General features: G+C 56.1%; 15 protein-coding genes. 2 read left to right on the forward strand and 13 right to left on the reverse strand.

What is annotated here, in order from left to right; all coding sequences use genetic code 11:
* Positions 1 to 105: 105 nt before the first annotated feature.
* The 10 genes from pcm to cysD all read right to left on the reverse strand — a co-directional run bounded on the left by pcm (position 106) and on the right by cysD (position 7,683).
* Positions 106 to 732: a protein-L-isoaspartate O-methyltransferase gene (gene pcm / locus OGV67_RS02180; protein ID WP_012134859.1), complete on the reverse strand. Its 627-nt coding sequence runs from the start codon at positions 730 to 732 to the stop codon at positions 106 to 108.
* Positions 726 to 1,487 carry a 5'/3'-nucleotidase SurE gene (surE, locus tag OGV67_RS02185; RefSeq protein WP_012134860.1) on the reverse strand — a complete coding sequence of 254 codons (762 nt, stop codon included), beginning with the start codon at positions 1,485 to 1,487 and terminating at the stop codon, positions 726 to 728. The genes pcm and surE overlap by 7 nt, the downstream gene beginning before the upstream one ends.
* Positions 1,468 to 2,517: a tRNA pseudouridine(13) synthase TruD gene (truD, locus tag OGV67_RS02190; RefSeq protein WP_114848666.1), complete on the reverse strand. Its 1,050-nt coding sequence runs from the start codon at positions 2,515 to 2,517 to the stop codon at positions 1,468 to 1,470. Before truD ends, surE begins: the two co-directional genes overlap by 20 nt.
* The gene (gene ispF, locus OGV67_RS02195; protein WP_114848667.1) at positions 2,514 to 2,993 is read right to left on the reverse strand and encodes a 2-C-methyl-D-erythritol 2,4-cyclodiphosphate synthase; all 480 of its coding nucleotides are present in this window, start codon (positions 2,991 to 2,993) and stop codon (positions 2,514 to 2,516) included. Before ispF ends, truD begins: the two co-directional genes overlap by 4 nt.
* Before the next feature lie 139 nt (positions 2,994 to 3,132).
* Complete coding sequence (gene ispD / locus OGV67_RS02200; RefSeq protein WP_058668016.1) at positions 3,133 to 3,828, reverse strand: 2-C-methyl-D-erythritol 4-phosphate cytidylyltransferase; 696 nt, start codon at positions 3,826 to 3,828, stop codon at positions 3,133 to 3,135.
* A gap of 18 nt (positions 3,829 to 3,846) precedes the next feature.
* Entirely contained in the window at positions 3,847 to 4,158 is a 312-nt protein-coding gene (gene ftsB / locus OGV67_RS02205) for a cell division protein FtsB (RefSeq protein ID WP_012134864.1), read from the reverse strand.
* A 201-nt stretch (positions 4,159 to 4,359) separates the two neighbouring features.
* Entirely contained in the window at positions 4,360 to 4,683 is a 324-nt protein-coding gene (locus OGV67_RS02210; RefSeq protein WP_110493889.1) for a DUF3561 family protein, read from the reverse strand.
* A 49-nt stretch (positions 4,684 to 4,732) separates the two neighbouring features.
* Positions 4,733 to 5,338: an adenylyl-sulfate kinase gene (gene cysC, locus OGV67_RS02215; protein WP_012134866.1), complete on the reverse strand. Its 606-nt coding sequence runs from the start codon at positions 5,336 to 5,338 to the stop codon at positions 4,733 to 4,735.
* Positions 5,338 to 6,765, reverse strand: coding sequence for a sulfate adenylyltransferase subunit CysN (gene cysN, locus OGV67_RS02220; RefSeq protein WP_047461627.1), 1,428 nt, complete (start codon positions 6,763 to 6,765; stop codon positions 5,338 to 5,340). The genes cysC and cysN overlap by 1 nt, the downstream gene beginning before the upstream one ends.
* A gap of 9 nt (positions 6,766 to 6,774) precedes the next feature.
* A complete protein-coding gene (gene cysD, locus OGV67_RS02225; protein ID WP_012134868.1) occupies positions 6,775 to 7,683 on the reverse strand; it encodes a sulfate adenylyltransferase subunit CysD in 909 nt (302 codons plus the stop codon).
* A gap of 253 nt (positions 7,684 to 7,936) precedes the next feature.
* Between cysD and OGV67_RS02230 the strand changes: the two genes are divergently transcribed.
* Positions 7,937 to 8,980, forward strand: a complete 1,044-nt coding sequence (locus OGV67_RS02230; protein ID WP_115614477.1) for an aminopeptidase — start codon at positions 7,937 to 7,939, stop codon at positions 8,978 to 8,980.
* A gap of 129 nt (positions 8,981 to 9,109) precedes the next feature.
* Here OGV67_RS02230 and cysH read toward each other — a convergent pair whose 3' ends face one another.
* From cysH to cysJ, 3 genes are all read right to left on the reverse strand, one after another.
* Positions 9,110 to 9,844, reverse strand: coding sequence for a phosphoadenosine phosphosulfate reductase (cysH, locus tag OGV67_RS02235; RefSeq protein ID WP_047461618.1), 735 nt, complete (start codon positions 9,842 to 9,844; stop codon positions 9,110 to 9,112).
* A gap of 101 nt (positions 9,845 to 9,945) precedes the next feature.
* The gene (cysI, locus tag OGV67_RS02240; protein WP_012134872.1) at positions 9,946 to 11,658 is read right to left on the reverse strand and encodes an assimilatory sulfite reductase (NADPH) hemoprotein subunit; all 1,713 of its coding nucleotides are present in this window, start codon (positions 11,656 to 11,658) and stop codon (positions 9,946 to 9,948) included.
* Positions 11,658 to 13,463: an NADPH-dependent assimilatory sulfite reductase flavoprotein subunit gene (gene cysJ / locus OGV67_RS02245; protein ID WP_114848671.1), complete on the reverse strand. Its 1,806-nt coding sequence runs from the start codon at positions 13,461 to 13,463 to the stop codon at positions 11,658 to 11,660. The genes cysI and cysJ overlap by 1 nt, the downstream gene beginning before the upstream one ends.
* 307 nt (positions 13,464 to 13,770) lie before the next feature.
* Between cysJ and queD the strand changes: the two genes are divergently transcribed.
* On the forward strand, positions 13,771 to 14,133 hold the full coding sequence (queD, locus tag OGV67_RS02250) for a 6-carboxytetrahydropterin synthase QueD (RefSeq protein WP_012134875.1): 363 nt from the start codon (positions 13,771 to 13,773) through the stop codon (positions 14,131 to 14,133).
* Positions 14,134 to 14,177 lie beyond the last annotated feature (44 nt).

Consider the following 14,177-nt stretch of genomic DNA (forward strand, 5'->3'; position numbering starts at 1 on the left):
TGACGTAATAACCGTGCAAGGCATCGGCCTGGACGCTGGAAACGTCCCCACAATACGCTTACCCTTTATAAAATAACCAGGAAAAATCCGGGTATTAAAGGATGCTTAAGCGAGTTCGCCTTTCACTAAAGGCACAAAGCGGACGGCCTCCACGGTATCGATAATAAATTCGCCTCCCCGGCGACGCACCCGTTTCAAGAACTGATGCTCCTCACCCACGGGTAAAACGAGAATCCCGCCTTCATCCAGTTGCGTCATTAACGCCGTCGGAATTTCCGGCGGAGCTGCCGTCACGATGATGGCGTCAAACGGGGCGCGAGCCTGCCAACCTTGCCATCCATCGCCATGACGAGTTGAAACATTGTGTAAATCAAGCTGTTTCAGGCGACGACGCGCCTGCCATTGCAGCCCTTTAATGCGCTCCACCGAGCACACATGCTGTACCAGATGCGCGAGAATCGCCGTCTGATACCCGGAGCCAGTGCCGATCTCCAGCACTCTGGATTGCGGCGTCAGCTCAAGCAATTCTGTCATTCGCGCCACCATATAGGGCTGCGAAATGGTCTGCCCCTGGCCAATCGGCAAAGCGATATTGTCCCAGGCTTTATGTTCAAACGCTTCATCAATGAATTTTTCACGCGGGACGGCGGCAAGCGCATCCAGCACTTGCTCATCTTTGATGCCCTGAGCGCGCAATTGTTCAAGAAGAGTGTGTACGCGTCTGCTTACCATTGCGCGTCAACTCCCACGCTGTCTAACCAGTCCGAAACCACATCATGCGCGCTATACGCCGTTAAATCCACATGCAGCGGGGTAACGGAGACATAGCCCTCATCCACCGCCGCAAAATCGGTGTCCGGCCCGGCGTCGCATTTGCCTCCCGGCGGGCCGATCCAGTACAGCGTGTTGCCGCGCGGGTCCTGCTGTGGAATAACCTGATCGGCCGGATGGCGGCTGCCGCAGCGGGTTACGCGAATGCCTTTGATTTGATCCAGCGGCAGATCCGGGACATTGATATTCAGAATGCGTCCGGTACGCAGCGGCTCCCGACGTAATGCACGCAAAATAGAGCAGGTTACCGCTGCCGCCGTCTCATAGTGCTGATGGCCGTCAAGCGATACCGCCAGCGCGGGAAAACCCAGGTGACGGCCCTCCATCGCTGCGGCGACGGTCCCGGAATAGATGACATCATCGCCCAGATTAGGGCCCGCGTTAATGCCTGAAACCACAATATCCGGGCGCGGACGCATCAGCGCGTTCACGCCCAAGTAGACGCAGTCGGTCGGCGTGCCCATCTGCACGGCGATATCGCCGTTATCAAAGGTAAAGGTACGAAGCGAGGATTCCAGCGTCAGCGAGTTTGACGCGCCACTGCGGTTACGATCCGGGGCGACGACCTGTACGTCAGCAAACTCACGCAGCGCTTTCGCCAGCGTTTGTATACCGGGCGCGTGGACCCCATCATCGTTACTCAGCAATATGCGCATAATCACCCATTGTGTTAATCAGTTCCCTTACGACGCTGGTGGCGAAACTGCCTGCCGGTAGCCAGAAGCGCAGCTCAACGGTGACGTCATCCCACCAGTTCCAGCGTAATTGTTGCGGATAGAGCAGCATCGCCCTGCGCGCCGCGTCAACCTTTTCGCGTAGCAGTAACGATTGCAGTTCGCTCTCATCCGCAATGGCAGCCTCTTCAAACGCCAGCGCGTCGCGCAGGGTTCCCCACTCGCCGCTACCGGGAAGCGCCGCCGTAATCATCAGTTCTTTTTCGTCAACGCGACGCTGCAATTCCGCCTGTTCTTCCTGCGTGGCCACAAACCAGCTCCCGCGCCCCGCTAATTGTAGCGCATCGCCATCAACAACTTGATTAAAGTCTGGTTTTTTCACGCGTTCGTTGACGATCTGATTAAACAACGCACTGCGGGCCGCCGACAACCAAAAACTGCGTTTATTGCGATCGCGCACCGGCGCATTGCTTTGCGCCCAGCGCAGCGCGCCTTGCAGGTTGCTGCCGCCAATGCCGAATCGCTGCGCGCCAAAATAGTTTGGTACGCCGCGCGTATTGATGGCCTGTAGCCGGGCTTCGACATCATCACGATGGCTGACTTCACGCAGCACCAGCGTAAACGCGTTGCCCTTCAGCGCGCCTAAACGCAGCTTACGTTTGTGACGCGCGTACTCCAGCACTTTACAGCCTTCAATCTGGAATGCGCTCAGGTCTGGCATCTCTTTGCCCGGCACGCGCGCGCACAGCCACTGTTCAGTGACGGCATGCTTGTCTTTCTGCCCGGCAAAGCTCACTTCACGGGCATGAATTTTAAGGAATTTCGCCAGCGCATCGGCCACAAAACGGGTGTTACAACCGTTTTTCAGAATGCGAACCAGAATATGTTCGCCTTCGCCATCTGGCTCAAAACCTAAATCTTCAACCACCACAAAATCTTCCGGGTTCGCTTTAAGCAGCCCGGCGCCCTGCGGCTTTCCGTGGAGGTACGTCAGGTTTTCAAACTCGGTCATTTCGCGGCCTTAATCAGTAGCGCCACCGCTTCGCAGGCAATCCCTTCCCCACGCCCGGTGAACCCGAGTCTCTCCGTGGTGGTCGCCTTGACGTTGACATCATCCATATGACAACCAAGATCTTCCGCGATAAACACGCGCATTTGCGGGATATGCGGCAGCATCTTCGGCGCCTGGGCGATAATGGTCACGTCCACGTTACCAAGGGTATAGCCTTTGGCCTGAATGCGTCGCCATGCTTCCCGCAGCAATTCGCGGCTGTCCGCGCCTTTAAAGGCCGGATCGGTATCCGGGAAAAGTTTGCCGATATCGCCAAGCGCCGCCGCGCCGAGCAGCGCATCGGTCAGCGCATGCAGCGCCACGTCGCCATCAGAATGCGCCAGCAGCCCTTTGTCATACGGGATGCGCACGCCACCAATGATAATTGGGCCTTCTCCGCCAAAAGCGTGTACGTCAAAACCGTGTCCGATTCGCATTATGCATTCTCCTGATATACACATCATCCTTCAAGCTGCCTCTTTGTTGGCTGCCTTTGTTCACCCCAGTCACTTACTTATGTAAGCTCCTGGGGATGCACTCAGTTGCCGCCTCGATGCAGCCTGAATGATTTTGTGTCTAGATTGTTCGGGTCAGATAAAATTCCGCAAGCGCCAGATCTTCCGGGCGGGTGACTTTTATATTATCAGCCCGGCCTTCAACCAGTTGGGGATGAAAACCGCAATACTCCAGCGCGGACGCCTCATCGGTAATGGTCGCGCCTTCGTTCAGCGCACGGCTCAGGCAATCGTGCAGCAGCTCGCGTGGGAAGAATTGCGGCGTTAACGCGTGCCACAGGTCGGTACGCTCTACGGTATGCGCAATAGCGGTTTTACCCGGCTCGGCGCGTTTCATGGTGTCGCGTACCGGAGCGGCGAGGATTCCGCCCGTGCGGCTGGTTTCGCTAAGCGAGAGCAGGCGCGCCAGGTCATCCTGATGCAGACAAGGCCGGGCGGCGTCATGCACCAGCACCCACTGCGCGTCACCGGCCGCCCGTAAGCCTGCCAGTACGGAATCGGCGCGTTCGTCACCCCCGTCCACGACGGTGACCTGCGGATGTTGCGCCAGAGGAAGTTCGGCGAAGCGGCTGTCGCCAGGGCTGATTGCGATAACGACGCGCGTCACCCGGGGATGCGCCAGCAGCGCATGCACCGAGTGTTCAAGAATGGTTTTATTGCCAATAGAGAGATATTGCTTAGGACATTCCGTTTGCATTCGGCGGCCAAATCCGGCAGCCGGTACCACAGCGCAAACGTCCAATAAAGTGGCTGCCATGTCATTTCCTGGGCTGATTTATCGATTAGTTTGCCCCGCAGCCTGAGCACGTTTAGACGCGTCAGGCACCAGACGGTAAAAAGTTTCGCCCGGTTTGGTCATGCTGAGTTCATTACGCGCGCGCTCCTCGATCGCTTCCTGGCCGCCATTGAGATCGTCAATTTCGGCGAAAAGCTGATCGTTACGCGCTTTAAGTTTCGCATTCGTAGCTTGCTGCGCAGCCACATCATCGTTGACGCGGCTGTAGTCATGTATGCCGTTCTTACCGAACCACAGCGAATACTGCAACCAGACCAGTAAAGTCAGCAGCAGCAGCGTTAGTTTACCCATCCTGCCCCCTGAAAAACGGCACCATCATCCCATAACTTTCCCAGAGACTCTACTCTGAGGCGGGAATGCCGCGACAACGCGGGCAAATGTACCACATTTATCCGCCGATCCGCATATCTCGTGCAGGGAGAACATAATCTTATTGTTGGTTACGGTTTGAATTATGGCCACTCTCGCCCGTCATGAAAAGGGAGGGCTGACCTACCCCAACAGCCACATGAAGAGCGCGCCAAACATCGCGCCTACCGTTAATAGCGTAGCCGTAATGCTGTAGAACAGTTTGCCGCTCATGATTGAATGCAGGGCCACGCCGACCACAACCGCAACGGGCATGAGCGCCAGGAAGAAGGGCCAGGTATAGAGGAAGAAAAACAGCGTGTTAGGGCCATAGATGAGAAAGGGAATTCCCAACGCCAGCAGCCACGAGGCAAAACCGACCACGGCGCCCGGCAGTGACCAGGTTGTGTCGTCGTCGGTCGTGAGGGCATCTGACCTTGTGATAATAATGTTATGGCTATTACGCATATCGAATCCTGTAACCTTGACTCACCGGGCATACAAGCCCGGCGGTGTCTCAGGATCTGATAATATCGCCCTGTCTCAGTAGATCTAATAATTGGGCAACCAAATTTGTTACTAATTGTTCACCATCCAGATGAACTTCAGGCGATTCAGGCGTTTCATATACCGAATCAATGCCGGTGAAATTACGCAGCTCACCCGCCCTGGCCTTCTTGTACAGCCCTTTAGGATCGCGCGCTTCACAGGTTGCCAGCGGCGTATCGACAAAAACCTCGATAAACCGCCCCTCCCCGATGCGCTCGCGCACCATCTGCCGCTCCGCGCGATGCGGCGAAATAAACGCCGTCAGCACCACCAGCCCGGCATCCACCATCAGGTTCGCAACCTCCCCCACCCGGCGGATATTCTCTTTACGGTCTGCGTCGCTAAAGCCAAGATCGCTGCACAGGCCGTGACGGACATTATCGCCATCCAGCAACCAGGTGCTGATGCCCAGCTTATGCAGGGCCTCTTCCAGCGCGCCTGCAATCGTTGATTTCCCTGAACCGGAAAGTCCCGTAAACCAGACCACTGCCCCTTTATGCCCATGCAGCGCTTCACGATCTTCGCGCGTTACCGCATGGGCATGCCAGACGACGTTTTCGTCATGCAGCGCCATTACTTGCCTCCCAGCAAATCACGCGCGCCCCAGTGCGGGAAGTGGCGACGGATCAGCGCGTTCAGTTCCAGCTCAAAATCGCTGAACCCGGAAGGCGTCGCGGCGGTGTGCTCAATAGGCTCACGTACCAGCCCCGCGCCAACGGTCACGTTGGACAGCCGGTCGATGATGATTAACCCGCCAGTGACCGGGTTCTGCTGGTATGTATCCAGCACTAACGGTTCGTCAAAAGTCAGTTCGACCAGGCCGATACCGTTCAACGGCAGGCTTTCCACCTCGCGCTGGGTCAGGTTGTTGATATCAACCTGATGGCGAATGGCATCAACGCGCGCACGGGTCTTTTTACCGGCAATCTTGATGTCATAACTCTGCCCGGCCGACAGCGGTTGTTCCGCCATCCATACCACATCAACGGCGGCGCTCTGTACAGCTGGCAGGTTTTCGCCTGCATCCAGCAACAGATCGCCACGGCTGATGTCGATTTCATCTTTCAGCACCAGCGTAATCGCTTCACCGGCGTGCGCCTCTTGCAGATCGCCATCAAAGGTGACGATGCGCGCCACGTTGGATTCAACGCCGGACGGCAGAACTTTGACACGCTGCCCGACCTTCACGCTGCCGGAGGCCAGCGTTCCGGCATAACCACGGAAATCGAGGTTCGGACGGTTCACATACTGTACCGGGAAGCGCATCGGCTGGGTGTCGACAACCCGCTGGATCTCAACCGTCTCCAGCACTTCCAGCAGCGTCGGGCCGTTGTACCACGGCATACTGGCGCTCTGGGTCGCGACGTTATCCCCTTCCAGCGCAGAGAGCGGCACAAAGCGGATGTCCAGGTTCCCCGGCAACTGCCCGGCAAACGTCAGGTAATCTTCGCGAATACGGGCGAACGTCTCCTCGCTGAACCCCACCAGATCCATCTTGTTGATCGCCACCACCAGGTGCTTGATGCCCAGCAGCGTAGAGATGAAACTGTGGCGGCGGGTCTGATCCAGCACGCCTTTGCGGGCGTCGATCAGCAGGATCGCCAGATCGCAGGTCGATGCGCCGGTCGCCATGTTACGCGTGTACTGCTCGTGCCCTGGCGTGTCGGCAATAATAAATTTGCGTTTCTCGGTCGAGAAATAGCGGTACGCCACATCAATGGTAATTCCCTGCTCGCGCTCAGCCTGCAACCCGTCGACCAGCAGCGCCAGATCGAGTTTTTCACCCTGGGTGCCATGACGCTTACTGTCGTTATGCAGCGACGAGAGCTGATCTTCATAAATCTGACGCGTATCGTGCAGCAGTCGGCCAATCAGCGTGCTTTTACCGTCATCGACGCTGCCGCAGGTCAGGAAACGCAGCAGGCTTTTGTGTTGCTGGGCCACCATCCAGGCTTCGACGCCGCCTTCATTAGCGATTTGTTGTGCAAGTGTGGTGTTCATGGCGGCTCCTTAGAAATACCCCTGACGTTTCTTCAGCTCCATTGAGCCCGCCTGGTCGCGGTCAATCACGCGCCCCTGACGTTCACTGGTGGTCGAGACCAGCATCTCTTCAATAATTTCCGGCAGCGTCTGAGCGCTGGATTCCACCGCCCCCGTGAGCGGCCAGCAGCCGAGGGTACGGAAACGCACCATGCGTTTTTTGATCACCTCGCCGGGTTGCAGGTCAATACGATCGTCATCGATCATCATCAGCATGCCGTCGCGCTCCAGCACCGGGCGCTCAGCGGCCAGGTACAGCGGCACGATCTCGATATTTTCCAGCCAGATGTACTGCCAGATATCCTGCTCGGTCCAGTTAGAGAGCGGGAAAACGCGGATGCTTTCGCCTTTGTTAATCTGCCCGTTGTAGTTGTGCCATAGCTCCGGGCGCTGGTTTTTCGGGTCCCAGCGGTGAAAGCGGTCGCGGAAGGAGTAAATACGCTCTTTGGCGCGCGACTTCTCTTCGTCGCGGCGCGCGCCACCGAACGCGGCGTCAAAGCCATATTTATCCAACGCCTGTTTCAACCCTTCGGTTTTCATAATATCGGTGTGTTTAGCGCTGCCGTGAACGAACGGGTTAATCCCCATCGCCACCCCTTCCGGGTTTTTATGCACCAGCAGTTCACAGCCGTAGGCCTTCGCGGTGCGATCGCGGAATTCGTACATCTCACGAAACTTCCAGCCGGTATCAACGTGCAGCAGCGGAAACGGCAACGTACCTGGATAAAACGCTTTACGCGCCAGATGCAGCATGACGCTGGAATCTTTACCGATGGAATACATCATCACCGGATTAGAAAATTCGGCGGCCACCTCGCGAATGATATGGATGCTTTCCGCTTCCAGCTGCCGCAGGTGGGTGAGTCGTTTTTGGTCCATAACCGTTCCTTTGCAATACCGCTATTTTGCTAAACATTCAGATAACACGACTATAGGGAGCGCAGGAGAACGAATGAAATTACGAATTGGAATGAGTAGTTCCTCAAAGGAATAACGATTTGAGAAAGCAAATATCAAAAAGTGCTTAACCCACCGGATTTAGGGCATTTCAGAGCAAATGAAATTGTTTTACGGCAATCACGGTTTCATACTAAGCGGGTAAAAATTTCTGCTCTGTATTTAAGGACTCACTATGTTTTCCGCATCGCGCCTCCGTGCAGCGCTCCTGGCGCTCGGCGTATGCTTTATCCTTCCCGCGCAGGCAACGTCACCGAAGCCTGGCGATATCGCCAATATTCAGGCACGACACATTGCAACATTCTTTCCCGGCAGAATGACCGGAACACCGGCGGAGATGCTCTCTGCCGATTATTTACGTCAGCAATTTGAGCTGATGGGATATCGCAGCGATATCCGAACATTTAATAGCCGCTATATTTATACCGCCAGGAATAATCGCAAGAACTGGCATAACGTGACGGGCAGTACCGTTATTGCGGCGCACGAAGGGAAAGCGCCACAACAAATTATTATTATGGCGCACCTGGATACCTATGCGCCGCTGAGCGATGCCGATACCGACGCCAATCTCGGCGGTTTAACCTTGCAGGGCATTGACGATAACGCCGCCGGGCTGGGCGTGATGCTGGAACTGGCTGAACGCCTGAAAGACATCCCGACGCAGTACGGCATCCGCTTTATCGCCACCAGCGGTGAAGAAGAGGGAAAACTGGGCGCAGAAAACCTGCTTAAGCGGATGAGCGCCGCTGAGAAGAAAAATACGCTGCTGGTAATTAACCTTGATAACCTGATTGTCGGCGACAAACTCTACTTCAACAGCGGGCAGCAAACGCCGGAAGCCGTACGCAAACTGACGCGCGACCGGGCGCTGGCGATTGCGCGCAGCCACGGTATCGCCGCCGCGACCAATCCGGGTCTGAACAAGGATTACCCGAAAGGCACAGGCTGCTGCAACGACGCCGAAGTCTTCGATAAAGCCGGTATTTCCGTGCTGTCGGTTGAGGCCACCAACTGGAATCTGGGGAAAAAAGACGGCTATCAGCAGCGTGCGAAAACGCCTTCATTCCCCGCCGGAAACAGCTGGCACGATGTGCGTCTGGATAACCAACAGCACATCGACAAGGCGCTACCAGGAAGAATTGAACACCGCAGTCGCGATGTCGTGCGCATCATGTTGCCGCTGGTAAAAGAACTGGCGAAAGCCGGTAAAGCCTGATGTGTCGCCCGGTGGCGGCTACGCCTTACCGGGCCTACAGAGCTGCACTTGCCGGATGGCGGCATAAATGCCTTATCAGGCCTACCGTCTACGTAGGCCTGATAAGCGCAGCGCCATCAGGCAAAACAATCACCCTTCGTGCAGCCCGCACTCGCGCTTCAGCCCGAAGAATCGCGTCTCTTCTTCCGCCATGCCGGGCTCCCATTTACGGGTGGTGTGGGTATCGCCAACCGACAGATAGCCCTGATCCCATAGCGGATGGTATTTCAGACCGTGTTTTTGCAGATACTGGTACACCGTCCGGTTATCCCAGTCGATGATGGGCAGCACTTTAAAAACGCCGCGCTGAATCGCCAGCACTGGCAGATGCGCCCGGCTCCCGGATTGTTCGCGGCGCAGGCCAGCAAACCACGTTTGCGCGTTAAGCTCTTTTAACGCCCGGTTCATCGGCTCGACTTTGTTGATGTCATTGTATTTCTCAATGCCCTCAACGCCTTGCTCCCACAGTTTACCGTAGCGGGCTTCCTGCCAGGCCGCGCTTTCCGTCGCACGGTAGACTTTCAGGTTCAGGTTCAGCTTTTCCGTCAGCTCATCAATAAACTGGTAGGTTTCCGGGAACAGATAGCCGGTATCGGTCAGGATAACCGGAATATCCGGGCGAACCTGGTTAACCAGATGCAGGCTGACCGCCGCCTGAATACCAAAGCTCGACGAGAGCACGTATTCACCGGGTAGATTCTCCAGCGCCCACGCCACGCGTCCTTCAGCATCCAACTTTTCCAGCTGCGCGTTGGTTTCAGCCAGCGCCATGACGCGCTCGACTTTCGGCAATTCATTCAGGGCGTTTAGATCGAGTACGGACATAAGTTCCTCACTGTTTGCCTTGCCTGATGGCGCTACGCTTATCAGGCCTACCGTCTACGTAGGCCGGATAAGGCATTTATGCCGCCATCCGGCGATGCACGTTATTCCCAGAAATCCCGGGCGGGATCGAGCACCGGGCGAATGATGCCCGCACGCACCGTAAAGTCGCCGAAGCCTTCACCCGCTTCGCGCTCTTTCACCCAGCGCCCAATCAGTTCATCCAGCGACGCCAGAATTTCCGGCTCGGTAATGTTCTCTTTGAACATACGCGGGATACGCGTTCCGATGCGATTGCCGCCCAGATGCAGGTTATAACGACCCGGCGCTTTCCCCACCAGACCGACTTCCGCCAGCATGGCGCGTCCGCAGCCATTTGGGCAACCCGTCACGCGCAGCACGATGTGCTCATCGCTCACGCCGTGGTGGGTCATCAACGCGTCCACTTTATCGACAAAAGTCGGCAGGAAACGCTCCGCTTCCGCCATCGCCAGCGGGCAGGTCGGGAACGATACGCAGGCCATTGAGTTTTCACGCTGCGACGTGACCGCATTCATCAGGCCGTGGTTGCGCGCCAGTTTTTCAATCTTCGCTTTCTGGCTTTCCGGCACGCCGGCAATGATCAGGTTCTGGTTGGCGGTAATACGGAATTCACCCTTGTGGATCTTCGCGATCTCCAGCAGACCGGTTTTCAGCGGGCGCCCCGGATAATCCAGAATACGGCCATTCTCAATAAACAGCGTCAGGTGCCATTTGTTGTCGATGCCTTTCACCCAACCGATGCGATCGCCGCGCCCGGTAAATTCATACGGGCGGATCGGTTCAAATTTGATGCCTGCACGACGCTCGACTTCCGCCTTGAACGTCTCGACCCCAACACGCTCCAGAGTGTATTTGGTTTTGGCATTTTTACGATCGGTGCGATTACCCCAGTCGCGCTGAGTCGTCACCACCGCTTCCGCCACCGCCAGGGTATGCTCCAGCGGCAGATAGCCGAACTCGCTCGCGGTGCGGGCATACGTTTTCTTGTTCCCGTGCTCAATAGAAAGCCCGCCGCCGACCAGCAGGTTAAAGCCCACCAGCTTGCCGTTTTCCGCCACAGCGACAAAGTTCATGTCGTTGGCGTGCAGATCGATGTCGTTCTGCGGCGGGATCACCACGGTCGTTTTGAACTTACGCGGCAGATAGGTCTGGCCGAGGATCGGCTCCTCATCTGTTGTGGCGACCTTTTCCTGATCAAGCCAGATCTCCGCATAGGCGCGGGTACGCGGCAGCAAATGCTCGGAGATCTTTTTCGCCCACTCATAGGCTTCGGCATGCAGCTCAGACTCATACGGGTTAGAGGTGCACAGCACGTTACGGTTCATGTCGTTGGCGGTCGCCAGCGCGTCCAGCCCAACGGAGTGCAGCATCTGATGTACCGGCTTCACGTTCTTTTTCAGAATGCCGTGGAACTGGAAGGTCTGACGGTTAGTCAGGCGAATGCTGCCGTAAATCGTATTTTCAGCGGCGAATTTATCGATCGCCTGCCACTGTCTGGTGGTGATAACCCCCCCCGGCAGACGGCAACGCAGCAGCATCGCATGACGCGGCTCCAGCTTCTGCTCGGCGCGCTCGGCGCGAATGTCACGGTCATCCTGCTGGTACATACCGTGAAAACGGATCAGCAGAAAGTTGTCGCCTTTAAAACCGCCGGTCAGGCCGTCATTCAAATCTTCAGCAATGGTGCCGCGCAGGTAGTTGCTCTCAAGCTTCATGCGCTCGGCATCTGCCAGTTTACCTTCGACCACCAGTGGGCCTGGATGTTTTTCGCTCATTAGTAGACATCTCGCTGATAACGGCGCTCAACGCGCAGCTCACTTAAAAATTCATCCGCCGCTTCGGCATCCATACCGCCGAATTCGGCAATCACTTCCAGCAGTGCCTGCTCAACGTCTTTCGCCATGCGATTCGCGTCGCCGCAGACATAAATGTGCGCGCCGTCATTAATCCAGCGCCACAGCTCTGCGCCCTGTTCGCGCAGTTTGTCTTGTACGTATATTTTTTCTTTTTGATCGCGGGACCAGGCCAGATCGATGCGGCTCAGGACGCCCTCTTTGACGTAGCGCTGCCATTCCACCTGGTAGAGGAAATCTTCGGTAAAGTGCGGGTTGCCAAAGAACAACCAGTTTTTACCCGGCGCTTCATCTGCCGCACGCTGCTGCATAAAGGCGCGGAAAGGGGCGATCCCGGTGCCTGGACCAATCATGATCACCGGTGTTTCCGGGTTGGCCGGCAGACGGAAATTATCGTTGTGTTCGATAAATACGCGCACTTCACCCTCTTCTTCCACGCGGTCGGCCAGGAAGCTTGATGCCCCGCCCGCCCGCGCCCGGCCTTCTATTTCATAACGCACGGCGCCTACGGTGATATGCACTTCGCTCTCGACTTCCGCCTGGGAAGAGGCTATCGAGTAAAGACGCGGCGTTAGCGGGCGCAGCAGCCCCACCAGCGCGTCAGCATCCAGCTGAGCCGGAGAGAAACGCAGCATATCAACGACAGGCGTCGTCGCGGCGTAATGCTGCAACTGGGCTTTATCACCCACCAGCGGCAACAGCGATTCGCTGCGGGTCAGCGTGGCGTAGTTTTCCACGATATTGGCGGTGTTCACCGTCAGCTCAAAATGCCACTGCAAGGCTTCGGCAAGCGGCAGCACCTTACCGTTAACGGTGACCGGCTCCGTGCCTTTCAGCCAGACCAGTTCGACGATCTCTTTGACCAGTTCAGGATCGTTCTGATACCAGACGCCCAGGGCATCGCCCGGCTGATAACGCAGGCCGGAATCGCCCAGATCGATTTCGATATGGCGCACATCTTTTTCCGAGTCGCGGCCGGTGATTTTCTGATTGACGGCGAGCGAGGCGCTCAGCGGCGCTTCTTTGGTATAAGGGCTGGAATGCACATCATTCACGGCCCCCGTTGCTGCGACAGCGACCTGCGCTGCCGATGCGCTCGGCGCGCGCGCTTTCAGTACGTCAACAACGCGAGCCCGCCATTCTTGTGCCGCCGCCTGGTATTCCACATCCGCATCGACGCGATCGAGCAGACGCTCCCCCCCCAGTTCCGCCAGCTTGCTGTCGAAATCTTTACCCGCCTGGCAGAAAAATTCATAAGAGGTATCACCGAGGCCAAAAACGGCGAAGGCGGTGTTGTCGAGCTTCGGCGCTTTTTTAGAGAACAGAAACTTACGCAGCGCAACGGCTTCTTCCGGCGGTTCGCCTTCGCCCTGCGTGGACGCGACCACGATCAGCAGCTTTTCATTGGCGATCTGTTTGAATTTGTAGTCGCCCGCATTAACCAGCGTGACGCTCAGTTTTGCCGCCAGCAGGTCATCGCGCAGGGCTTCCGCCACGCGCCGCGCATTGCCGGTTTGCGATGCAGAAATAAGCGTAATACCCGGCATTTCAGCGACAGGCGCTGGCGTGGCGGCGAGCGTGCCCGGCTGCTGGTTCAGCATTCCCCAGAAATAGCCGGAAACCCAGGCAAGCTGGGTGGGAGAAAGATCGGTTGTGGCCGCCTGAAGGCGTGCCAGCTGCTCCGGGTTTAGCGGAAGCAAAGCGGATGGTGGGGCCTGTGTTGTCATGCGTCGTTATGTTCCAGTAGCAAAGCGGAATTTATGCAAAAAGACCAAACTAGCGATAAGGTTAACGGCGGGGATAATAACAATTAAAGAAGGGATGGAAATAACAAATAACCAAATGGACTAACCTGTTTTAGTTATAGTTATTAACAACAAAAGCGATTAAACAACTTATTGAAATAGAAAGAAATAATTCACAATTCTTGTGTAAATCTCATTATCCGCGCGTCAACGCCGTTTTAGTTAATGATAAAAAATGTGCTTTCCGGTACCCTACGGCGGTTTTTGTATTCTTGAGAGTTAATCATCCATGTCCACCACCTTGTTTAAAGATTTCACCTTTGAAGCCGCTCACCGCCTGCCCCACGTACCGGAAGGGCATAAATGTGGCCGCCTGCATGGTCATTCATTTATGGTGCGCCTTGAAATTACCGGTGACGTCGATCCGCATACCGGTTGGATCATGGATTTCGCCGAACTGAAAGCCGCGTTCAAACCGACGTACGATCGTCTGGATCATTATTATCTGAACGATATTCCAGGTCTGGAAAATCCAACCAGCGAAGTGCTGGCAAAATGGATTTGGGATCAGGTTAAACCTGCCGTACCGCTGCTGAGCGCAGTAATGGTGAAAGAGACCTGCACAGCAGGCTGCGTGTATCGCGGCGAGTGATTTTTTTGTTTGTGTCGCGGGTCAATTTTCCTTAAATAACGTTA

This window comes from Citrobacter sp. CK188, from assembly GCF_030333525.1.
Classification (GTDB): Bacteria; Pseudomonadota; Gammaproteobacteria; order Enterobacterales; family Enterobacteriaceae; genus Citrobacter_B; species Citrobacter_B koseri.